The following is a 23989-nucleotide window of genomic DNA, read 5'->3' on the forward strand; positions in this document are numbered from 1 at the left end:
ATGTTATGTGATGAGGTTATAAATGCAAGAAATTGTAAAGGGTGGCTTATATCGTCATTTTAAAGGCATGTACTATTACGTGTTAGATGTTGCAACTCATTCGGAAACGAGTGAACAGTTCGTGGTATATCAAAAATTATATGATCAACGTGACTTATATGTACGACCACTAGATATGTTTTTGAGTGATGTGGACCATGAAAAATATCCAGATGTAAAACAAAAAGAGCGGTTTAAGCTGATGAGTGGACGCGATTAGGAGGGCCTGTGGAACAGAAGTTTTTCTTTTTCGATATCGATAATACCTTAGCTGTATGGCCTGAAGGTAAAATCCCTGAAAGTGCTCAATACAGTTTAGATGAGTTAAAGCGTCGTGGTCATCGTGTAGCCTTAGCAACTGGTCGTATTCAAGTGGATGCTAAGCGTTTCGCAGAGCAAGCAGGCCTTACTGATTTCGTAGCAGATGGTGGTCACAGTATCACTGTTAATAATGAATTGGTATCCATGATAGGTATGGATCGTGATGCATGTATTAAATATTTAGAGTATTTAGAATCACATAATATTCCTTGGGCCGTAACGGATCGTAATAAACTCGGTCGTATTACGCCGTATAAGGAAATTTTAGAGTGGCATCCAAATTGGGATGTATTTAAAACAACTGTAGACCCTAATTTTGACTTTCATAGTGTTGAAGAATTTTATAAGATTTATGTGTTTTTCAAGGAAGGAGAGGAAGAGGAGAAGGATATCGAGCATATGACACATAAGCTCATTCGTTATGGTGATGGCTGTGTTCTATATGAGCCTATGGAAAAGGCGTTGGGTATTCGTAATATGCTTGAACACTTTGGAATGCAGCCAAATCAAGCTGTTGTATTTGGTGATGGGTATAATGATCTGTCTATGTTTAGGCCTGAGTGGCTAAATATTGCTATGGGTAATGCGCGCCCTGAATTAAAGGCAAAGGCTGATTATATTACTACAGACTGTGATAAAGATGGCATTTATAATGCGTGTAAGCATTTTAAATGGATTGATTAATTATCGCTAATGCCCCTAAGCCAGGTGAAGTTTATATGAAGATTTATTTTTGTAGCTGCGGCTACAGAATTGGTGTAGTATAGTTAGTATAATGCGCTTAGTTCAATATTCATGTGTTAAAAGGAGAAGAGAAGATATGAACAATAAACGCAGATTATTTTCAACTTTACTTTGTGTAGCGGCATTGACAGCAGGTTTATTTGTTTCTGGTTGTGGCAGTGATAAAGCGGGTGGCATTGGCTCCGTAGTATCCTCCGTAGTTGATGGCGGTAGCGATGAGAAAGCAGCTGCTAAGCTTAATACACTTATTGATGCAACAAATCGCTTCAATGGTGATAATGCAACTTGGGGTCAAAACTATGCAGATAGTTTGGCTAAACTAAAGGGTGGTTTCCAAGAAGGTGCTATTGGTCGTCAACCTCACTATGATACTTTAAAAGATGCTTTGGAAAAATCTAAAAAAGAAGGTTCTACATTTAAAGAAGTTGACACAGAACGCGATAATGTATTAAATATTCTTAATGAATTAGTACCAACATTCAAAGATTTGAAAGCTTATGATGACTCTAAAGCCTATATGAATGATGGTGGTGCTAAAGGTAAAGAACTAGCAGCTAAATACGTAGCACAAGTAGAAAAATTTGATGCAGCTTATGCGAAGTTCAATGATGCTCTTAACAAAGCTAACACCGAACAAACTAAGAAACAAATCGAAAAATTGAAAAAAGACGGTAAAAAAGGCTATGCAGCAGCAATGGAATCTACGCTTCGCTTGACTACTCTTGTAGAAAATGTAGAAAAAGCTCCTAAAAATGCAGACAAACAAGCTGTAGAAAAAGAACTTAATGAAATTCAAACATTGCTTAAGAGCATAAATAATGATCGTGGAGAAGTGCTTGTTAACTCTTATAACTCTGTAGTTGGTTCTGTTCGTCAAGTACTTAACGATGCAAATGAAAACAACCTTAACGACATGATTGAGAATTTCAATAATTATATTGAGTCTTATAACAATACAACTCCAGACCAATTTGACTCTAAATAATCGAATTAACTACGTGATTATCTGAGGATTACAAAAACAGAGCTCCTTTGAAGCTCTGTTTTTTGTTGTTATTATTTATTGTTATATTATTTTTTTATATTTTTAATCTCAATAGTGCCATAATATGATATACTAAAAAAGAGCCGCTCATGGGTTGAGCGGTTTTTCTATGTAAATTTTAAATCTACATTTTAGTTAAATATAATATTAGTATTTTGGGGGACATATGAACTGGAAACGCTTGGCTTTATGCGCAATGTTGGGGATTACAGTGCTTGGTACAACTGCATGCGGTACAAACAGTGGTGAACAACCACAAGGTAACACCGTGAAAGCAGAAACTGTAGCTATGCCCAATTTTACAAACGCACCAATTGCTGATGAATATGCTATCTTTGATACAAACTATGGTCAATTTAAGGTTCGTTTGTTAGGGTCTAAAGCGCCGATTACGGTCAAAAATTTTGATTATCTCGTGAAAAAAGGCTTCTATAATGGTGTGACATTTCACCGTGTTATCGAAGGCTTTATGATTCAAGGTGGAGATCCTGATGGCACAGGTGCTGGTGGCCCAGGCTATACAATTCCTGATGAATTCTCCAATGATTTACACTTCAATAAAATGGGCGTTCTAGCCATGGCTAACCGTGGTCCTAATACAGGAGGATCTCAATTTTTTATTACCTTGGGACCTACGGATTGGTTAGATAATAAACACACCATCTTTGGTACTGTAGTACAAGGCATGGATGTAGTTGAAAAAATCGGCAAGGTTAAAACCGGTCGCAATGATAAGCCAGTAGAACCAGTAATCATCAATACCATTACATTGGAGCCGATTACTGATGATGCGAAAAATGGCAAATAAGAAAAGTACTTCTCAAGAGTCTCTTTCTGGTGAATGCGCATCTACACAAGAGGTACAAGGTATAATTGTAGATTGTGATACAATCTTGAACGACGCTAGTGTTCAAGGCGATGAATCAAAAGAAATGCACTATATTTACTTAGTGCGTTGCTCTGATGATTCTTTGTATTGTGGATGGACTACAGATCTCAAACGTCGAATAGATGCTCACAATGGACATATCCCAGGCGGTGCAAAATATACGCGAGGACGTCGTCCTGTGACCTTGGTATATGCTGAAAGCTTTCACCAAAAACAAGAAGCACAACGCAGGGAATATGCTATTAAACGGATGACGAAGACTAAGAAATTGAGACTCATTAAGGGTGCAAAATAGTCCTTGATTATGGTATAATATGATGATTAATTACTACCACGGAGGTTGAAAATGAAGCGGGTTCTAGTGTCCGTAAAGAGTGTACAACGAGATATGGATGGCAAGGATACCGTAGTGGAACTGATTTCCCCAGGTACGTCACATGAAAAAGGTAATGCTCAATATGTGCGTTATGAAGAATCTAGTGTGACTGGATTGGATGGGGTTAAGACGACCATTAAAATTCATGATGATTCTATCGTGTTGCTCCGAACAGGGGCTGTCAATATGCGTCATCAATACGTCCGTGGTGAAGAACGTGAAGCCGTATATGAAACACCATATGGTGATTTACATATGGCTGTAAATACTCATGAATTAACAGTAGACTTTCATGATGGCGTAGGTCATGTTCATTTAGGATATGATATTTCCGTTGAAGGTGAATGGCAATTTTATAATCAGTTAGATATAGACGTGCGGGAGGATATAGAGCATGGACATGAAGGAAATCCTGAAATCGGGGATTGAACAGGCATTACAAGATACGATTAACAGCGGTGATTTGCCGGCTGGGGAATATCCAGAAATCGTTCTCGAAGTGCCACCTCAAAAGGAATTCGGTGATTTTTCTACAAACATCGCTATGCAATCCGCTCGTGTAGCTCGTCAAAATCCTCGAGCCATTGCTGAAGCTTTGATTAGTCATATGAATTTTGATTGGCTTGAACGTGCTGAGGTTGCCGGCGCAGGTTTTATTAATTTCTTTTTGAAATCTGATATGGTGTACGATACGTTAAAAGCCATTTTGAATGCTGGTACTGAATATGGTGTTCAACCATTGCGTGCGCGCGATACAATTCAAGTAGAGTACGTAAGTGCAAACCCAACAGGTCCATTGCATGTTGGTCATGGTCGCGGTGCTGCGTACGGTAGTGCTCTTGTAAACTTGTTACGTGCAGCGGGTTATAATGTACAATCCGAGTACTATATCAATGATGCAGGTAATCAAATCGACAACATGGCTATTTCCATTGAGTACCGTTTCCAAGAGTTACAAGGTGCTACATTAGTATTCCCACCTAAACGCAATGAAGACGGTTCTATGCCTGAGTTCGATATTCCAGAAGGGGCTTTAGTGTTCCCTGAAAATGGCTATCGTGGCCCAGATATTATTGAAACAGCGAAAGCGATTGCAGAACGCGAAGGCTTTGATAAATTAAATGCTATGAACGAAGCAGATCGTGTAGCCTTGTTTAAGGAAGAGGGCTTAAAAGAAAAATTAGCTCGCTTAGAGGAAACATTAAGAAACTTCCGCGTTACTTTTGATAATTGGTTCTCTGAACGTACAGTTCATGAAACGGATGAGATTCATCATTCCGTAGAGGCATTAAAGGCCCTTGGCAAAGTTTATGAAAAAAACGGTGCTTTATGGTTAAAATCTACTGATTATGGTGATGATAAAGACCGCGTAGTTATTCGTGATAATGGGGTTCCTACATATTTGGCGGCAGATATTGCGTATCATCGCAATAAATTTGATCGTGGCTTTAAAGAAATGATTGATATCTGGGGCGCTGACCATCATGGCTATGTATGTCGTGTAAAAGCGGCTATGGCGGCGTTTGGTTATGACCCTGATAAATTAACAGTATTGTTATTACAAATGGTAGCATTGTTCCGTGACGGACAACTTGTTAAATTGTCTAAACGTAGTGGCGATAGTGTTACATTAGATGAATTGATCGAAGAGGTTGGCGTAGATGCGTCTCGCTATTTCTTCTTGATGCGTTCCTTGGATAGCCAACTTGATTTCGATATTAACTTGGCAAAATCTCGTAGTAATGACAACCCAGTGTATTATATCCAATATGCTCATGCTCGTATTCACAGCATTTACAACCAAGTGCGTGAAGCTGGCATTGCATTTGGCGATTATAGTGAAACTGATTTCACAACGCTTACAAGTGAAATGGAATTAGAATTAATTAAGAAATTAGCTGAATATCCGGAAGAGGTCGTTCAAGCTGCTGAACATCGTGCACCTCATCGTATTGCTCGGTACTTATACGATTTGGCAAGCATGTTCCATTCGTTCTACCGTCAAGGTCGTATCATTGGCGTAGATCCAGCATTACAACAAGCTCGTCTTGGATTAATTACAGCGATTGCCCTCGTTCTTCGTCAAGGCTTGGGTATTTTAGGTATTTCCGCTCCGGAAAAAATGTAATAGGTGGGAGGCATCATGGCAACTAAGTATATTTTCGTAACTGGCGGCGTTGTTTCTTCTCTTGGGAAGGGAATTACAGCAGCATCTTTGGGTCGTTTACTAAAAAACCGTGGTTTCAATGTAACGATTCAAAAATTTGACCCATACATTAATATCGATCCGGGTACGATGAGCCCTTACCAACATGGTGAAGTATTTGTAACAGATGATGGCGCCGAAACGGACCTTGATTTGGGCCATTATGAACGCTTTATCGATATTAACCTTAGTAAACGTTCCAATATTACAGCTGGTAAAGTATATTGGTCTGTAATTAATAAAGAGCGCAAAGGTGATTACCTAGGTAGCACTGTACAAGTAATTCCACATATTACAAATGAAATTAAACAAAATGTTTACCGTGTAGGTAAAGAGGATAATGCTGATGTAGTTATTACTGAAATTGGTGGTACCGTAGGTGATATTGAAAGCTTGCCATTCATGGAAGCTATTCGCCAAGTGAAAAAAGAAGTAGGTCGTAACGACGTACTTTACATTCACGTTACATTAGTGCCTTACATCAATGCCGCAGGCGAGTTGAAAACAAAACCTACACAACATAGTGTAAAAGAATTGCGCAGCATTGGTATTCAACCAGATATTTTGGTATGCCGTAGCGAAAAACACATTTCTGATGAAATGAAAGAAAAACTTGCGTTGTTCTGCGACGTAGAACCAGAAGCAGTTATTGAAAACCAAACTTGTAGTTCCATCTATGAAGTGCCATTGATGATGCAAGATCAAGGCCTTGACGATATTGTTATCAAAAAATTAGGTCTTGAAGATCGTCCATGTGATATGACTGCATGGAAAGAAATGGTTCATAAAATTTTGAATCCTAATAAAGATATTACAGTTGCTATCGTTGGTAAGTATGTAGCATTGCATGATGCGTATTTATCCGTAGTTGAAGCTCTAGATCATGCTGGTATTGCTACGGGTACTAAAGTGAATATTCGTTGGATTGACTCTGAAGAACTTGATGATACATCTGTAGATCCTAAAGAGGTATTTGAAGGTGTTGAAGGTATCATCGTACCTGGTGGATTTGGGTCCCGTGGTGTAGAAGGTAAAATTCGTACAATCCAATATGCTCGTGAAAACAATATTCCATATCTCGGCCTATGCCTCGGCATGCAATCTGCAGTTATGGAATTTGCTCGTAACGTATGTGGCATGGAAGGAGCAACCTCTAGCGAATTCGACGAAAATGCTAAGTACAAAGTAATTGACTTGATGAGTGATCAAGTTGATGTAGATAAAAAAGGCGGTACAATGCGTTTAGGTATCTATCCATGCAAAGTGGAAGCCGGTACGAAAACTCACGAGGCTTATGGAGAAGATTTGATTTATGAACGTCATCGCCATCGCTATGAGTTCAACAATGAATATCGTCAACAATTGACTGATGCAGGCCTCGTAATTTCTGGTACATCTCCAGATGGCCGTCTCGTTGAAAGTATTGAAGTGAAGAATCATCCATTCTTCATTGGCACACAAGCACATCCAGAACTTAAATCTCGCCCAAATAATGCACATCCATTATTCCGTGGTTTCGTAGATGCAATCTTAGAACTAAAAAAATAGATTAAAGCGATGGAATCTATTTTATCTATTATAGGTTTATTTATATTAGCTGCACTCAAACTAGAGCAGTTTGTATATGGTAAATCGGGAAAAGAACAATCTACAACTGGTCACATAGCACGGAGAGGGCTTGCTAATATAGCGGGTTTAATAGCTTTTGATCACGCTACTGTGAACAGTAAGTCTGTTGTAGTACGTAAAAAGAAGAAAGATGCTCAGAAATGAGCATTTTTCTTCTTTTTTTTGCTTACATCGAAAATGTTGGAAAAATATATCGATAAATTTAAAAATAACGCTTGCAATATTGAATGATATTTGTTATTATATAGACAAAGATAGATATAGATGTGGTGTTAAGTACACCAATATAAATATATTCGTTACATATGGAACTCAAATAAGGAGGACATAACATGTCTATTATTGGTAAACAACTTCCTGAATTTACACTTGATGCTTTCAAAAAACCTGAATTGGTAAAAGTTAGCACTGCAGACGTGTTGGGTAAATGGTCTGTATTCGTATTCTATCCAGCAGACTTCACATTCGTATGCCCTACTGAGTTGGAAGACGTACAAAACTCTTATGCAGAGTTGAAAGAATTGGGTTGCGAAGTTTACTCTGTATCTTGTGACTCCGAATTCGTTCACAAAGCATGGTCTGATGCTTCTCCAAGCATCAATAAAATCGAGTACTACATGTTAGCTGACAAAAAACATGAATTGGCTGACTTCTTCGATGTATTCCAAGAAGAATCTGCTATGGCTTACCGTGGTACATTCGTAGTAGATCCAGAAGGTTTCGTGCGTACAGCAGAAATTCATGATATGGGTATCGGCCGTTCCGCTGAAGAATTAGTTCGCAAAGTACAAGCTGCTCAATTCGTAGCTAAACATGGCGATCAAGTGTGCCCTGCACGTTGGAAACCAGGTAAAGATACTTTGAAACCAGGTCTTGATCTTGTAGGTAAAATCTAATTAAGAAACTTATACTTAAATGCTAGAGTAATCTAGACAACTCCTCAAATGACATAAACACGGGCGCGTATTGTTTTCCTGACGATACGGTAAGTCCCAATACCAGATGAACCCTCTCCAATTCATCATGGTAAACCTCATATAACAAACTACAAACTATACGCAAAAGGACTGGCCTTCGGGCTGGTCCTTTTGTGTTATAAGATTATTCTTACTTCGTTGTGTTGCGAGTTAACAAAAGTATAATAACTTGAGCTTTCTACAAGGCAAGTTATTAAGTTAAAATATAGGATAAACTCAATAAATATAGGATAAGTAAATATCCCTTTATAAAAGTAGGAAATAAGTTCTTGCATTTTTATAGTGAGTGGTCTATAATGAAATTAATTCCTATTAATATGAAAGGTTTTATAAATATAATATAAGTACTTTATAATATGGGGTGTGTTTAACACTAACGTTTACAAAGAAAGGCAAAATATATGAGGATTTCCACAAAAGGTCGGTATGCATTGATGGTCCTCATCGATTTGGCAGAGCAAGGTCAAGATAAACCTGTCTCCTTGCGATCTGTAGCAGAACGACAAGGCATATCTGAAAAATACCTAGAAGGTATCGTAGCTCGTTTAGGCGCTGCAAAACTAGTGGATAGTATCCGCGGTAAGTATGGCGGCTATCGCTTATCTAAAAGCCCTAAAGAATATACCATTATTGAGATTTTGCTTGCTACAGAGGAATCTATGGCTATCATCTCTACCCTTGACGAAGGGGTGAGTACTGATACAGTGATCAACGAACGGACCGTTGGTTTCTGGGCAGGATTACAAAACTATATTCATGATTATTTAGAAAATGTAACTCTTCAAGATGTAATCGATGGGACTTACGCAAAACTTGATACAAAATATGATAATTGGGATGGTTCTATTTAATAAGGAGTGACCACTATGTCTAAAATTGCAAAATCTTTTGTTGAATTAATCGGTAAAACACCATTATTAGCTGCTACACGTTTTGGTAAGAAATATGGTGCAAACGCTAATATTTTCGCAAAATTGGAATACTTCAACCCAGGCGGTTCCGTAAAAGACCGTATCGCAGCAGCAATCATTCAAGCTGCAGTTGAATCTGGTGAATTACAACCAGGCGGTACAATTGTAGAGGCTACATCTGGTAATACTGGTATTGGCTTGTCTGCTGTAGGTGCTGCGCTTGGCTATAAAGTTGTAATCGTAATGCCTGAAACAATGTCCATTGAACGCCGTAAATTAATGCTTGGTTATGGTGCTCAGCTCGTATTGACTGACGGTTCTCTTGGCATGAAAGGCGCTATTGCAAAAGCTAAGGAAATCGTAACGGCTACAGCCGGCGCTATTGAAGCAGGTCAGTTCGTAAATCAAGCTAATCCTGCAATTCACTACAGAACAACTGGTCCTGAAATCTGGCAAGATACTGATGGTACCGTAGATATCTACGTGTCTGGTGTTGGTACAGGCGGTACGTTGACAGGTGCAGGTCGCTACTTGAAAGAACAAAACCCTGATGTACATGTGGTTGCCGTAGAACCAGCAGATTCTCCTGTATTGTCTAATGGTAAACCAGGCCCTCACAAAATCCAAGGCTTAGGTGCTGGCTTCATTCCAGATACATTGGATACTAACATTTACGATGAAGTAATCCAAGTTTCTAACGAGGATGCTTTTGCTACATCTCAAGCTTTCGGTCACACAGAAGGCGTATTGGTAGGTATTTCCTCTGGTGCTGCGCTTTGGGCGGCTCAAGAATTGGCAAAACGCCCTGAAAATAAAGGCAAAAATATTGTAGTAATTCTCCCTGATACAGGCGAACGCTACTTATCTACAGCATTGTTCCCTGAAGTTTAATCGCCTATCATGGTGAAAGCATAATAATTGCTTTTACCTTAATATAATTAAGTAGTCTCTTGCTTAGTACTATGCATCGATTTTTCTGGATGTATAGTATTTACTTGCTCAAATACATAGATGCCCCCTTGTATTTTACAGGGGGCATCCTTTTTTGTTTGAATTCTTTTATAATATAATAGGGTGATGTACTGATTAAATAATGGTGCAGATTATTCATAGTCGGAGCGGGACTTTCACAAGAACATTTATAATTGAACACATAAGAAAATTTATAATTGTATATGAAAAAGGAGCTACTAGGTAGCTCCTTTAGTATTTTGGTATGTATTTAATTGTAATTATCTACCGTTTTTAACGATATTATCCATCCAGTTGAATAATTCTTCTAAATCGTAGTCACCAGAGTGATCTACATCAAATGGTGTTGCCATATCTACTCTGTACCCAAGGTTTTGAGCACGTGTACCTACGATTAAAGGAATTGCAACAGATGTATTGCTGTCGGCTGTGCCATAACGAATACGATAGAATCGTGCATTTGTCGCAGCAGGAGAACCAAGATAGTTCATTGGGTTCATCATAGTAACGATCTTAGCATTTTCTACGTATACATCTTGGTTAGCTGTTGAATCGTGTAATGCAGCAGTAATGGTAAAGTGATTATTATCTGTAGTACTTGTACCAAATAGATTGTTTTCACCTGTATCATTAGCACGAGAGTCAAAGGCACCAGGCGCTTTTGAGCGACTTACAAAGTGGTTATATGCTTCCCAGTTTATGTCTTTGATAGTTCCTGTTTTATTATCTCGTACAAGGTATGTATGCTTGGATAAATCAGTACCTTTAGCTGCTGCTTTATTAGCGGCAGCAACAATAAATTCTTTTACATAATTTTTGAAAGTACCGTTACCGTTCTTGTCAAGTTTTAGTACACGACCTAGAGAGTCACGTAATTGTAAGTTATTTACGTAATCAGGGAAGTGTTCGCTGAGCATTTTAGAGTATGATAGATCGTCTGCATTCAAGTTTACACGTTGCATCGTGCGTTGTGGTGGAGCAGAGTTGCCACCTACATTAGCTTGTGGTAATTCGCCTTGGCCCATAGTTACTTTGTTAAAGGATGTGATACCATTATAGCTCCATTCGTAAGCCATATCAGCCGCATCAAGGTTAGTGATAGGGGCATACGCAGATACTGCGTATACATTAGTTGCCGCTGTAGCTGCACCTAATGCTTGTAAATATGGTTGGAAGTCGGAACTGTTACCAGTTGCACCTTGTAACAAGGATACACCACCGCCTGCACTTGTACCATTTGTGATAATGCGGTTTGCATTACCTGGCATAGCGGAATCGTTAGCGTGTAAGTAGGCTGTAGCCGCTTGTAAGTCAACGATTACTGCCGGGGCCTTACCGATGAAGTTGCCATCGGAAGCTTTATTGGTACGACCACGAGTAGATGGGGAAGCTACTACATAACCACGGGATAATGCGTAAAGAACACTGTTAGGTTTTCCATTTTCCACCTTAGGCGTCATAGCTTGGCTCGGCATGTAACCACCTACTGCATTTGGCATGAAGATAGGGGCTGTTTGGGTATTGTAACCATTGATTGTACCGTTGTTGAAATATTCCTCTGGTACATAAATGTTCATGTATTGCTGATCTATGTCGATTGGATTAGCCACGTAAGGGATATACTCGAAGGCGCGATATTTAATTTCCTTATTATCTACTGTGGTAGACATGGATTCATAATTTTTCGCGTCGAAAGCAAGACTAATCTTTGCAGACGCATCAGCTTGCAATGGGGGTTCAATTGGTTGGGAGAGAATATTTTTCTCTTCTGTAACAGTAGAGCCCTTTGTGGAAGCTTCATTACGAGCGTTTACATAAGATTGCGGTAATTTACTTTCTTGAACCTGTTTAGTCTCTGCGTCAGATTTAGCTTTTGCTTCGGCTTCAGATTGAGCTTTAGCCTTAGCCTCGGCTTCAGCCTGAGCTTTAGCAGCAGCATCTACTTCTGCTTTAGCTTTTGCCTCTGCTTCAGCTTGCGCTTTAGCAGCAGCGTCTGCTTCTGCTTTAGCTTTTGCCTCTGCTTCAGCCCGAGCTTTAGCTGCAGCGTCTGCTTCTGCTTTAGCTTTTGCCTCTGCTTCAGCCTGAGCTTTAGCTGCAGCTGCCGCTTCTTCTTTTGCTAGTTGTTCAGCAGCTAAACGTTCTTGTTCTTCTTGGATCACAGCTTGTCTTGCAAGTTCCGCTTGTTTAGCAGCAATACGTTCTTGCTCCGCTTTTATAGCGGCTTCGCGTTCAGCTTTAGCTTTCTCGGCCGCGATACGCTCTTGTTCAGCTTTTAAAGCTGCTTGGCGTTGAGCTTCAGCCTGTTGTGCGGCGATACGTTCTTGTTCTGCTTTAATAGCTGCTTGGCGTTGAGCTTCAGCCTGTTGAGCTGCCATACGTTCTTGTTCTGCTCTAATAACTGCTTGTCGTTCGGCTTCAGCTTTAGCGGCGGCTTCAGCACGTTGGCGAGCTGCTTCTTCAGCCGCTAAGCGTTCTTCTTCAGCCTGTTGAGCGAGGATACGCTCACGTTCAGCTTTTAAAGCTGCTTGGCGTTGAGCTTCAGCCCGTTGAGCGGCAATACGCTCTTGTTCAGCTTTAATAGCTGCTTGGCGTTGCGCTTCGGCTTGCTGAGCGGCGATACGTTCTTGTTCTGCTTTAATAGCGGCTTGCCGTTGCGCCTCAGCTTGTTGAGCGGCGATACGTTCTTGTTCAGCTTTAATAGCTGCTTGGCGTTGAGCTTCAGCCTGTTGAGTGGCAATACGCTCTTGTTCAGCTTTTAAAGCGGCTTGGCGTTCAGCCTCAGCTTGTTGAGCAGCGATACGTTCTTGTTCAGCTTTAATAGCGGCTTGCCGTTGCGCTTCTGCTTGTTGAGCGGCGATACGTTCTTGTTCAGCTTTAATAGCTGCTTGGCGTTGCGCTTCGGCTTGTTGAGCGGCAAGACGTTCTTGTTCCGCTCTAATAGCGGCTTGACGTTGCGCTTCGGCTTGTTGAGCGGCGATACGTTCTTGTTCCGCTCTAATAGCCGCTTGACGTTGAGCTTCAGCTTGTTGAGCAGCGATACGCTCTTGTTCCGCCTGTTGCTCAGCAATACGGCGTTGTTCCTCTTGGATACGAATGCGTTCCAGCTCTGCCGCTTGACGACGTTCTTCTGCAATACGCGCTTGCTCAGCTTGTTGGGCCGCAATACGTTCCTGCTCAGCACGTAAAGCCGCTTGGCGTTGAGCCTCTGCTTGTTGAGCTACCACACGTTCTTGTTCCGCCTGCAAAGCTGCTTGCCGTTGGGCTTCTGCTTGTTGTTGTGATTGTAGTGCGGCTTGCCGTTGTGCTTCAGCTTGCTTTTGAGCAAGTTGTTGTTGATCAGCTTGTGATAAATTTTCTTGTTGGGATGCTTCTTCAGCGGCTAGTTGAGCTAGACGCTCACGCTCAGCTCGTTGAATATCTCGAATCGTAAGCCTCTGTTTTGCTACTACGGCTTTTGTTACTGTAGTATTTGATACAGTTAATGGAGCTATGGATTCTTGTTGAATAACAACAGGCGTACGCTCTACTTGTGTAGTTTGTACTTGTTGCTTACCATCCACTGGTTTCTCTACAGTAACAGGTTCAGTTTTTCGTTGTACATTTATCAAACTGTGCATTGCTAATGTAGGCTCCATGACAGTTTTTGTATCTTTATTGACAACATACTGAGGTTGAGTTTGAACCTGTTGTTGAGATTGCATTGGTACTACTTGTTGCGGTACTGATTGCAATGGTGTAACTTGTTGAGTTTGTACAGGGCTAACCGTTGCTGGTTGCATCACGTAGGATGGTTGAGGTTGTGCCATCGGTGGTGTTTGTTGTTGTACAACGGTGGCCGGTTGTGGTGTAGCTGGTAAGACTGGCTGAGTTGCAATTGGTTTCACGACTGGAGTTGCTACACTTGTAGGACTCTGTGTCGTTGATTCAGCACTGGTACTCGTACCTACTAAATCATTCATGTTAAGTGTAGGCTCTGCATGGGCAACACCACCCAATGCAGCTGCAGCAAGAAATGCAGCAGTGACCTTACAATTTTTGGATGATTTCATGAATTAGCTCTCCGAACTAGATTTCTAATAATAGTTTATAATTTTAAAGTTTATTAATATTTATATAGTTTAACATAAATCGATGTGATTGTACAATTTTGAGGACTTGCTTCCACTTTTGAAAGTAGTCTAGATTATAAAATATAAAATAATATTAATTATTTTTGAATATCAGAAAAGGACTAGATCACGTATACTTCTGAATTGTTGTTCCAAAATTGTGTCCAATTTTAGGTCAGTTCAGAATACGTATATTCTAGTCCTTTTACTATATCTACTGGTGTGACACCAGCTTTCACCATCGATAAGAGTCATTAATCAATTAGTCGCTAAATGTTAACTATTAGTTACTAACTGCTAATCGCGAAACTCATCATAAACAATCAACAATTATCAGCCATCAATCAATCATATATAAGCTATAATTGATGGTTAATTTTAATGATTTATTTTGTGATACTATTTTTTAAGCTTGGCTTTACAAGTGCTAAGATAAAGCAAGCCACAACGGAACCGATTGCGATGGACGCAAGGTATAGTAGTGGATTACCAATTGTTGGTACTACAAAAATGCCGCCGTGTGGAGCGCGTAGTGTGCATTCGAAGAACATGGATAACGCACCGGCTGTACCAGCACCGATAATACAAGCTGGTAATACGCGAACTGGATCGGCTGCTGCAAATGGGATGGCACCTTCTGTGATGAAGGAAAGGCCCATGATGTAGTTTGTAATACCAGATTTACGTTCAGCCTCTGTGAAGCGGCTAGGGAAGAATGTAGTACAAAGAGCGATTGCCAATGGAGGAACCATACCGCCTGCCATGACAGCCGCCATAATACCGTATTCGCCAGTTGCAAGAGCACCAGTACCGATAACATAAGCCGCTTTGTTTACAGGGCCGCCCATGTCAACTGACATCATAGCACCAAAGATAAGTCCTAATAATACGCGGCTCGTTGTGCCCATGGATTGCAAGGAGTCCATCAACCAGTGGTTAAGTGCGGATACAGGAGGATTGATGATAAAGGTAATAGCGATACCGATGAATAATACGCCAAGTACAGGATAGAAGAGAACCGGTTTTGTACCTTCTAAGGCTTGAGGTAAACCAGATACTAATTTCTTAACTAATAATACCAAATAACCTGCTGCGAAACCGGCAATCAATGCACCTAGGAAACCAGAGCCACCTTGGTTAGCTAATAAGCCTCCAACAAAACCAGCTACAAGACCTGGACGGTCCGCAATACTCATAGCGATGTAACCCGCTAATACGGGTAACATGAAGCCAAAGGAAGCGCCACCGATTTGCATTAAGAAAGCTGCAAGAGGTGTACCGGAACCAAAGTTTTTAGGATTTGCTGGGTCGAATACATCGAATAAAAAGGCAAGGGCAATTAAGATACCGCCACCGATAACGAATGGCAACATGTGGGAGACACCATTCATCAAATGTTTGTAGATTTGACGACCAAAGTTATCTGCCGCATCGAATGCAGCCACTGCACCATTTTTGTCAGATGGGGAAGCATGGTATACAGGTGCTGTACCAGCCATAGCTTCACGCAATAACTCTTCCGCTTTATTGATGCCGTTCGCAACCTTAGTTTGAATCATAGGTTTGCCATCAAAGCGTGCCATCTCTACTTGACGGTCAGAAGCTACGATAATGCATTTAGCGTGCTCGATTTCTTCTGCTGTAAGAGCGTCTTTAACACCAGATGCACCATTCTTTTCTACTTTTAAAGAAACACCCATTTCTTTAGCTTTGCGTTCTAAAGATTCAGCCGCCATATAGGTATGTGCAATGCCTGTAGGGCAGCCAGTAACAGCAAGTACATCATAATGCGGGTTATCTACAGAAATCTTAGGTGCTACCTTTTCAATTGCTTCTGTAGCCTTTGCTTCGATAGCATCGGTAATGCTGGTTGCTTTTTGATCCTCTGCTGGTTTGATATATCCTTCTACGGATGGGTCAAAGTTTCCTTCTTCTTTAGCTGTAATGAGCTCTAAGAATCGATCAACAGTAGCCGCTTGAATTAGGGCTTCTTTGAAGTCTGGGTCAATCACCATAGTTGCTAGTTTGCTCAATACCTCAACATGAGTGTCAGCGGCGCCTTCTGGAGCCGCAATCATGAAGAATAGGCGAGAAGGTTGACCATCTAATGCTTCAAAGTCTACCCCATTAGGTACAACCATAGCGGCGAGGCCTGGTTCTTTTACTCCTGCAGATTTAGCATGTGGTGTGGCAATACCGTCGCCAAGGCCTGTAGAACCAGACTCTTCACGAGCGAAGACAGCTTTTAAATATTCTGCCTTGTCTGTCAAATAGCCTCCTTTGTCCATCAATTCACCTAAGGTGTAAATGGCGTCAGCTTTTGTGACAGGATCTGCATTCAGTAGGATAGATTGAGGTTTTAATAGATCAGTGATTTTCATATGTGTACTCCTTGATGCACATAAAATATAAAACTATTTAACTCGTACTTGTGAAAGCAGTGTTTCTACTTCTTCAAGGGTTGCGAGGTTTTCAGAGTAAGCGGAGGCAGAGCCACTGGAGATACCCCAATAGAGCGCCTCTTGTAAGTCACCCGTCTTTTCATAGCCCGTAATAAAGCCGGCTACCATGGAGTCGCCAGCACCCACGGAATTCACGAGAGTTCCTTTAGGGGCAGGACTGGTATATACAGTGCCGTCAGCGGACACCAAAATAGCACCATCACCAGCCATGGAGATGAGCACGTGTTGTGCGCCTTTCTCTTGCAATGTTTTTGCTGCTTCTACAAGCTGATCTTTTGTAGATAAAGTGCGCCCAAAGATTTCACTAAGCTCGTGATTATTTGGCTTAATTAAAAATGGTTTATAAGGCAAGACTTTTGTGAGTAGATCCTTTGTAGCATCGACTACGATGCGAATATTTTTATGTTGTAAGCGCTCCATAATGAGTTCGTACATATCGCTTGGTAGGCTAGAAGGAATGCTGCCAGCAAGGATTAAGGTGTCCTTTTCGGTCAACGCATCAAGCTGTTTGTATAGAGCTTCTAATTCGTCGGTACCGATGATTGGGCCGCGGCCATTAATCTCTGTTTCCTCATCAGAGGCTTTTACCTTAACATTGATGCGGGTTAATCCTTCGCGAAGCCGGATGAAATCTTCTTTCACGCCGAATTTCTTGAGTTGTGTTACGATTTCTTCGCCTGTAAACCCTGCGATGAAGCCGAGTGCTGTCGTATCCATGCCAAGATTGTTGAGCACGATAGATACGTTGATACCTTTGCCACCACCGAGAACGTATTCTTGGATGGTGCGATTAATAGTACCCGTCTTGAGGTGATCAAGGCGCACGATATAATCGAGAGCTGGATTAAAGGTAATGGTATAAATCATACAATTTCCCCTTTTGAGATAATACTAATTAGCGTATGATTGGTTGATCTTGCTTCCGTAATCGTAACCAATAGATGAGTGGTACTAGATATAGGAAGAAGGCAAATGGTACATAACCTGTTGAACTTGTACCCATCATGACAATGGGCACGTAGGCAGCGATATTCCATGGTTGTAATGGAGCGATGAGAATGCCACTATTTTCAAAGTCTAGCATTACATCTTCGTCTTGAATACCTCGCTGTGCGTAGGTAATACGCATAATAGAGTGCGTCATAACTACCGCAATAGCTTGGCTGCATCCAACCGCACCTGTTAAGAAAGCAAGACCTACATTGGCAGCAAATACATCGCTCCGTGTTTTAGCTCGCTCTAACAGTTGTCGTATATCGTTCCAGAAGCCAACCCCTTCGAGCATGCCTGAAATGGCAGTAGCCATAAAAATTGAAAGGGTAGGGATAAACATCGTTTGTAGACCGCCGCCATGAATGATATTAGCTAGTGGATTATAGTGCGGTAGTTCAAAGCCTGTTAAGGTATACCATCCCAACTCTGAGAGGCTCGCATCCTGATTGGTATAGGCTAGAATGGCCGCCGCTAATGCACTGAGTCCGATAGGCCAACGGATAGATACTTTCAAAGGCAATAGACCAATGACGATGATGACTGGAATCCATAATGTCCAATCGATATTGAAAATAAAGTGAATTGTATCGGATAGTAAACTATTTTCGTAATTGAGTGGGTACCACTGAGATAGTAATAGATACAACACTGTAGAGATGATGAGTGCTGGAATACCATCTTTAAACATAATGGGAATATTCGTCGATACCTTTGTATGGGTCAAGGCCGCTACAAGAGATGCACTAGAGGATAGTGGACCGTTTCGATCACCAAAGTAAGCACCTGCAATAATGGCACCAACTACGATATTTTCTGGAATACTTCCAGCTCTTGCCATGGTGATGAGTACGATGCCTATCGTTCCTACAGTGCCCAGTGCAGTACCTAACAGCATACTCACTATGGCTGTTATTAAAAAGGCACAGACGATAAAGATGGATGGATCAATTAAATCGATACCTGTGGCGATAATCATAGGAATAACGCCTGCTGCTTGCCACATGGCGATGAGCCAACCGATGAGAAGGAAGATTTGCATCACTATGATGGATGTTTTCGCACCTGTCCAAGATAGGTTTAATAATTCTTTTAGGGCATATCCTTTGCGGTAGAACACGTAGGCCATGATGCTCCATACGACAATCAAGGCATAACCAATAGCGATGCTATTGGCTACGGCTATGAGGATGACGAGAATGGATGCAAGTAGTCCCAAAAGGGGCTCTATATTCCGTGGTATGAGTGTGCGACCCTGTTGGTACCTTAGGAACGCATTTAATATAAGTTGTAACCACTTCATTTTAATCGATAGGAAGTTCTGTTTCGAAGACTTCCTCAGCCGGGCCTGTCATGAGCACCGTGCCATCCTCCAAGTATGAAATATGCAATGTTCCTAAATAGAGTTCCACATCTACTTCGCGGCCTGTTAAGCCCTTTTCAAAGGACATAGCGGCAGAGGCACAAGATCCTGTTCCACAAGCTAAAGTAGCGCCAGCGCCGCGTTCCCATGTGCGCACCTTGATGTGTTTGTCGTTTACCACTTCAATGTAGTTTACATTGGTGTTGGCAGGGAAGGCATCGTGCTTTTCAAGGATAGGGCCTTGTGTTGTAACAGGGGCTTTTGTAATGTCGTCGATGAATACCTCCGTATGAGGCACACCGAGCAATACAGAACTCACTGTTACGGTTTCACCGTTTACATTGAGGTCTACGTCGATAACCTTATCCATGTTTACATTCATAGGAATGTCTTGGGCCTTAAAAAATGGTTTGCCCATGTCTACAGTAACTTGTGTGACTATACCGTTTTCGATAGTCAATGTAGGCTTCATTACGCCAGCTAAGGTTTCAATGGTGAAAGTCTCCTTCGTTGTTTCACCGTGTTCATAAGCGTATTTGGCAAAGCAACGGATGGCATTACCGCACATTTCTGCTTCACTACCATCGGAGTTGATGATGCGCATGCGCACATCACAGGTTTCGGAAGGAACTAGGATAGCAAGACCATCAGCACCAATACCCGTGCGACGATCGCAAAGGCGGATGGCGAGGTCTGTGTAGTCTTTAGACGTCCCTTGTGGGTCGGCAAAGAGGATGAAGTCATTGCCGAGACCATGCATTTTCGTTAATTTCATAAAGTCTCCTATCAATAAGTAAGACTTTCACCATGAAGCCCGTGAAAGTCTCATATGTTTATTATTATATATTCTATATTATAATATTATATCATAAATAGGTCCTAAGCATGGCATGGAATCGTATAAATTTATAGCAAAATAAAGGGAAAATAAGGAAAGCTTACAACGTTTATTGAGAGTTATAGTAAAACAAAAAATGCCCCATATGGGACGGTTATTTAAGGGAGTATAGGTATTTGGATTACTTTATTGTTTAACAGAGAAATGATAAAATAAAGAGTAATGTAGTTAATCGTAATAGAAAGAGGAACACATATGCGAATTCAAGGGATTTCTGGATCTCGTGGCGTTGCAGTAGGCAATGTATATAGATATATTCAAGAGGAAATTGTCATTCCTGATTACAATGTAACGGAAGACAAGGTAGAAGAAGAAATTGGCAAGTTTGCAACTGCTATGGCATCTACCTTAAAACAATTGGATACTATTCGTAAAAAAGCGTTGGATGAAATGGGGCCAGAAGAGGCGGCTATTTTTGAAGCGCATATGCAAATTGCTCAAGACCCATCCTTATCTGACGGAATTAAATCCCTTGTTGAGTCTAGCCATATGAATGTGGTAGCGGCTACGGCTCAAACAATTGAAACCTTTGCCAATATCTTCCTCGGTATGGAAGATGCCTACATGCGTGAACGCGGTGCAGATATTAAGGATATCGGCGATCGTTTGATGCGCAATATATTAGGTATGAATCCTCGCGGTTTGTCCCATATTTCTGGCGAAGTTATCTTGGTGGCTCATGATTTGGCACCATCTGATACGGCATCCCTTGATAAAGCGGTAGTAAAAGGTATCGTTACGGCAGCAGGTGGCCCTACATCTCATGCGGCTATTATGGCTCGCACCTTAGAGATTCCTGCAGTTATGGGCGTTGGTGATATTGAAAGCTTTGCAGATGGCGATAAGGCAGTCGTTCTTGGTACGGATGGTATCGTGGAAATCAATCCATCTGATGCGGATTGGACGGAGTATACAAATCAAGCGTTGGCGTTCCAAGAAGAGTTAAAACGGTTACGCGAATCCGCTAATCTTGAAGCTACTACCATTGATGGTCATCATGTAGAACTATTCGGCAACATTGGTAAGGCGAAGGATGCTAAACATGCGCTCACTATGGGCGCACAAGGTATTGGTTTGTATCGTACAGAATTCCTTTACATGGAAAATGACGAATTGCCTGCAGAAGAAATACAATTCGAAGAGTATAAAAAGGTAGCCCAAGATATGAAGGGGCAGCCTGTTATTATCCGTACCATGGACATCGGTGGAGACAAGGAATTGAAATGCCTTGATTTACCAAGTGAAATGAATCCATTCCTAGGATATCGCGCTATTCGTATATCCTTAAATCGTCCAGACATCTTTAAGGTACAATTGCGTGCCTTATTACGAGCTAGTGCGTTTGGTGATATTCACATCATGTATCCTATGATTGCTTCCGTTGAGGAAGTGAAGCAAGCGAATGCTATGCTTAGTGAATGTAAGGAGGAACTGGAGGCTGAGGGTAAGGATTTCAACAAGGATATCAAGGTTGGCATCATGATCGAAGTACCAGCGGCAGCTGTTATATCTCCAATTCTTGCTAAATATGTAGACTTCTTTAGTATCGGTACGAATGATCTTTGCCAATACACATTGGCAGTAGACCGTATGAACGAAGCAATTGGTAGCTTGTATCAACCATTGCATCCAGGTGTGTTACGTCTTATTAAGCACGTCATTGATGCTAGTCATGAACAAGGTAAATTTACAGGCATGTGTGGTGAGCTTGCTAGCGACCCTGTGGCGACCATGATTCTGTTGGGCCTTGGCCTCGACGAATTCTCCATGACGGCTTCTTCGATTCCTCTTATTAAAAATATTTTGCGTTCTGTTTCCAAAACAGAATGTGAAGAGGTAGCAAATAAAGCACTTACTATGGACACAGCAGAAGAAATTACAGAATACGCTAAATCTGTATTAGCTGAAAAAGGTTTATTATAATTTTACTTTTGTTAAATAGGATTATTACATAGTAAATAGGATGTAATATACTTGAATTGAAATGCTTGATATTGATACAATATATCTATTAGAACGTATGGATAGGCACCGCCTATCGAGATAGAAAGAGGTTATCATGAAAGAATTAACAGTAGAAATTACTAACGAATCCGGTTTACATGCTCGTCCTGCTACAGCTTTCACACAATTGGCTGCTAAGTTCGCTTCCAAAGTGACTATCGCTGCTAATGGCAAAACAGCAGATGCTAAATCCATTTTAACTGTATTGACCTTGGGTGCTACAAAAGGCACATCCGTTACCTTGACGGCTGACGGTGCTGACGAAGACGAGGCACTCGCTGCATTGAGCGAATTCTTAACAACTAACCACGATTAATATGAGGGTAATAAAAAGGACCCTACATTTTGAACTGCACCTCCAAAAATTATGTCCAATTTTTTGGGTGCAATTCATTTGTAGAGTCCTTTTTTATTTACCCATATTTGCAAAGCGCTCTACAGCTTTTGTAAAGTCGCTAATGGTTTTTTCCACGTCACCATGTTCGATACCATCTCGTACGCAGTGGTTGATATGTCCTTCAAGAATTACTTGTCCTACTTTATGTAGTGCAGACTTAGCTGCATTAATTTGGCTCAACACATCTTCGCAGGGAATGTCTTCTTCAATCATTCGATCAATAGCTTGCACTTGACCTAAGATTTTACGCAATCGACGATGCAGATTTTCTGAATCCATACACTGTTTCATATTACTCCTCCATAGGCATGTTTTTATCATCTCATATATTATACTCTATTTAAAGTTTTTAATACAACTTAATAAGTATAACTAATATGCATTAATCGGTATTTATAGATATATAGTGTCGTGCCGTTATAAGATATATTAAATATATTTGTAGTATGAGTGGACGTAAAAACTAGTGTTTTACATATCTTCTTCTTGATTGATGTGATACAATACATTTAATATACTTTATATTTGTATATGTATATAAGGTATTGTATAGATGGCTAGATTATAAACTTATGTTTACATGTGTTTATATTACAGACCTTTAAGAAATAGGTGAAAGAAATGAAAGTATTTCGCTACCTTCGAAACCTAGTTGTATTCGTGGTGGTCATGATTTTGGCTATGTTTATATATGACGGATACCATAGCTTTCAAGGGACAAATCGTGAGAGTAAAGCTCATACACTTGTTGAAAAACAAATAGAACAAAGTGAAGACACGCTCAGTCGTACGGATCGAATTATACGACTGTTTACATTTAGAGATAAAGTACAGATAGCTCTTAATCAACGTGTTTCAAAAGAGCATTGGGTGAAAGGGGATGTTATTCCTGAGTATACAAAAAATGCATTAATCGCTATTGAAGATAAGCGGTATTATAAACATGGAGCTATTGATGTACTCGGTATTATTCGCGCCTTGTACACAAATACCATAGCAGGTGAAACCTTGGAAGGCGGTAGTACTATTACACAACAACTTGTAAAAAATCTGTTCCTTTCCTCAAAGCGCATCATGAGTCGTAAGGTAGAAGAGGCCATCCTCGCTAGCGAGATGGAACATTACTATTCTAAGGAAGAAATTTTAACTATGTATTTGAATACCGTATATTATGGTCATAATTATTATGGTATCTACGAAGCAGCTCACGGATACTTTGGGACGAGTCCCAGTCGATTAACATTGGGGCAAAGCGCTTTGCTCGCTGCATTACCCAATGCACCGTCCTATTTAGATCCTTACACGAACTATGAAGGGGCTAAAGCTCGACAAAAGCTGGTGCTCGAACAAATGGTAGACCAAGGCATGATTACACAAGCAGAAGCAGACTATGCGTATGAACAGGACTTAGAGCTTGTGGAAGAATAACTTAATATATTTAATAAGCTATATCTGGTGTTCGATTACTAGATATAGTTTTTTATTAGTTCGGAAAAGAAATATATTATTAAAGTGAATAAAAATAATACTTGCATTTATAATTATACAGGTGTATACTATTTTTTGTCAGAAGGAGAAAATGCCTGTCGGGATAGAAAATACCACGGTGCTTTCACAATTATCTGATATTGTATTGATTATATGAGTCTAAATAGAT

General features: G+C 40.7%; 21 protein-coding genes. 15 read left to right on the forward strand and 6 right to left on the reverse strand.

Features of this window, described 5'->3' with window-relative positions:
- The first annotated feature begins 22 nt into the window (after window positions 1–22).
- The 12 genes from NE668_RS07120 (at window position 23) to cysK (ending at window position 10028) form a co-directional block, all read left to right on the forward strand.
- Window positions 23–259: a DUF1653 domain-containing protein gene (locus NE668_RS07120; protein ID WP_004698254.1), complete on the forward strand. Its 237-nt coding sequence runs from the start codon at window positions 23–25 to the stop codon at window positions 257–259.
- 8 nt (window positions 260–267) lie between these two features.
- Window positions 268–1044 (forward strand): HAD family hydrolase, encoded by a 777-nt coding sequence (locus NE668_RS07125; protein ID WP_004698247.1) that lies wholly within the window; start codon window positions 268–270, stop codon window positions 1042–1044.
- Between the two features lie 136 nt (window positions 1045–1180).
- Window positions 1181–2089, forward strand: coding sequence for a DUF3829 domain-containing protein (locus NE668_RS07130; RefSeq protein ID WP_004698282.1), 909 nt, complete (start codon window positions 1181–1183; stop codon window positions 2087–2089).
- A 226-nt stretch (window positions 2090–2315) separates the two neighbouring features.
- Complete coding sequence (locus tag NE668_RS07135; RefSeq protein WP_004695007.1) at window positions 2316–2957, forward strand: peptidylprolyl isomerase; 642 nt, start codon at window positions 2316–2318, stop codon at window positions 2955–2957.
- A gap of 124 nt (window positions 2958–3081) precedes the next feature.
- On the forward strand, window positions 3082–3333 hold the full coding sequence (locus tag NE668_RS07140; RefSeq protein WP_012864827.1) for a GIY-YIG nuclease family protein: 252 nt from the start codon (window positions 3082–3084) through the stop codon (window positions 3331–3333).
- 51 nt (window positions 3334–3384) lie between these two features.
- Window positions 3385–3843 (forward strand): YwiB family protein, encoded by a 459-nt coding sequence (locus NE668_RS07145; RefSeq protein ID WP_004695011.1) that lies wholly within the window; start codon window positions 3385–3387, stop codon window positions 3841–3843.
- Entirely contained in the window at window positions 3809–5542 is a 1734-nt protein-coding gene (gene argS, locus NE668_RS07150; RefSeq protein WP_004698104.1) for an arginine--tRNA ligase, read from the forward strand. Before NE668_RS07145 ends, argS begins: the two co-directional genes overlap by 35 nt.
- 15 nt (window positions 5543–5557) lie before the next feature.
- Window positions 5558–7168 (forward strand): CTP synthase, encoded by a 1611-nt coding sequence (pyrG, locus tag NE668_RS07155; RefSeq protein WP_038125685.1) that lies wholly within the window; start codon window positions 5558–5560, stop codon window positions 7166–7168.
- A 9-nt stretch (window positions 7169–7177) separates the two neighbouring features.
- Entirely contained in the window at window positions 7178–7393 is a 216-nt protein-coding gene (locus tag NE668_RS07160; RefSeq protein ID WP_060919048.1) for a hypothetical protein, read from the forward strand.
- Between the two features lie 188 nt (window positions 7394–7581).
- A complete protein-coding gene (ahpC, locus tag NE668_RS07165) occupies window positions 7582–8145 on the forward strand; it encodes an alkyl hydroperoxide reductase subunit C (protein WP_004695016.1) in 564 nt (187 codons plus the stop codon).
- 482 nt (window positions 8146–8627) lie between these two features.
- Entirely contained in the window at window positions 8628–9077 is a 450-nt protein-coding gene (locus NE668_RS07170) for an RrF2 family transcriptional regulator (RefSeq protein ID WP_004695020.1), read from the forward strand.
- 15 nt (window positions 9078–9092) lie between these two features.
- Window positions 9093–10028: a cysteine synthase A gene (cysK, locus tag NE668_RS07175; protein ID WP_012864824.1), complete on the forward strand. Its 936-nt coding sequence runs from the start codon at window positions 9093–9095 to the stop codon at window positions 10026–10028.
- 341 nt (window positions 10029–10369) lie between these two features.
- Here cysK and NE668_RS07180 read toward each other — a convergent pair whose 3' ends face one another.
- From NE668_RS07180 to dapF, 5 genes are all read right to left on the reverse strand, one after another.
- Window positions 10370–14158, reverse strand: a complete 3789-nt coding sequence (locus tag NE668_RS07180) for a subtype B tannase (protein WP_256196393.1) — start codon at window positions 14156–14158, stop codon at window positions 10370–10372.
- A gap of 446 nt (window positions 14159–14604) precedes the next feature.
- Window positions 14605–16599 carry a PTS fructose transporter subunit IIABC gene (locus NE668_RS07185; protein WP_004695026.1) on the reverse strand — a complete coding sequence of 665 codons (1995 nt, stop codon included), beginning with the start codon at window positions 16597–16599 and terminating at the stop codon, window positions 14605–14607.
- Window positions 16600–16632: 33 nt separating this feature from the next.
- On the reverse strand, window positions 16633–17547 hold the full coding sequence (gene pfkB / locus NE668_RS07190) for a 1-phosphofructokinase (protein ID WP_101928485.1): 915 nt from the start codon (window positions 17545–17547) through the stop codon (window positions 16633–16635).
- A 28-nt stretch (window positions 17548–17575) separates the two neighbouring features.
- On the reverse strand, window positions 17576–18973 hold the full coding sequence (locus tag NE668_RS07195) for a Na+/H+ antiporter NhaC family protein (protein WP_050774475.1): 1398 nt from the start codon (window positions 18971–18973) through the stop codon (window positions 17576–17578).
- Window position 18974: 1 nt separating this feature from the next.
- Complete coding sequence (gene dapF, locus NE668_RS07200; protein ID WP_004695030.1) at window positions 18975–19808, reverse strand: diaminopimelate epimerase; 834 nt, start codon at window positions 19806–19808, stop codon at window positions 18975–18977.
- Window positions 19809–20126: 318 nt separating this feature from the next.
- On the opposite strand from dapF, the gene ptsP reads away from it, so the two are divergent.
- Window positions 20127–21854, forward strand: coding sequence for a phosphoenolpyruvate--protein phosphotransferase (gene ptsP / locus NE668_RS07205; protein ID WP_227037331.1), 1728 nt, complete (start codon window positions 20127–20129; stop codon window positions 21852–21854).
- A 136-nt stretch (window positions 21855–21990) separates the two neighbouring features.
- Window positions 21991–22251, forward strand: coding sequence for an HPr family phosphocarrier protein (locus tag NE668_RS07210; protein ID WP_004695032.1), 261 nt, complete (start codon window positions 21991–21993; stop codon window positions 22249–22251).
- A 93-nt stretch (window positions 22252–22344) separates the two neighbouring features.
- Here NE668_RS07210 and NE668_RS07215 read toward each other — a convergent pair whose 3' ends face one another.
- The gene (locus NE668_RS07215; RefSeq protein WP_004697521.1) at window positions 22345–22623 is read right to left on the reverse strand and encodes a metal-sensing transcriptional repressor; all 279 of its coding nucleotides are present in this window, start codon (window positions 22621–22623) and stop codon (window positions 22345–22347) included.
- A gap of 330 nt (window positions 22624–22953) precedes the next feature.
- On the opposite strand from NE668_RS07215, the gene NE668_RS07220 reads away from it, so the two are divergent.
- The gene (locus tag NE668_RS07220) at window positions 22954–23760 is read left to right on the forward strand and encodes a transglycosylase domain-containing protein (protein ID WP_058948111.1); all 807 of its coding nucleotides are present in this window, start codon (window positions 22954–22956) and stop codon (window positions 23758–23760) included.
- The last annotated feature ends 229 nt before the right edge of the window (window positions 23761–23989 follow it).

Origin of the sequence: Veillonella parvula, from assembly GCF_024461875.1 — a bacterium.
Classification (GTDB): Bacteria; Bacillota; Negativicutes; order Veillonellales; family Veillonellaceae; genus Veillonella; species Veillonella parvula_I.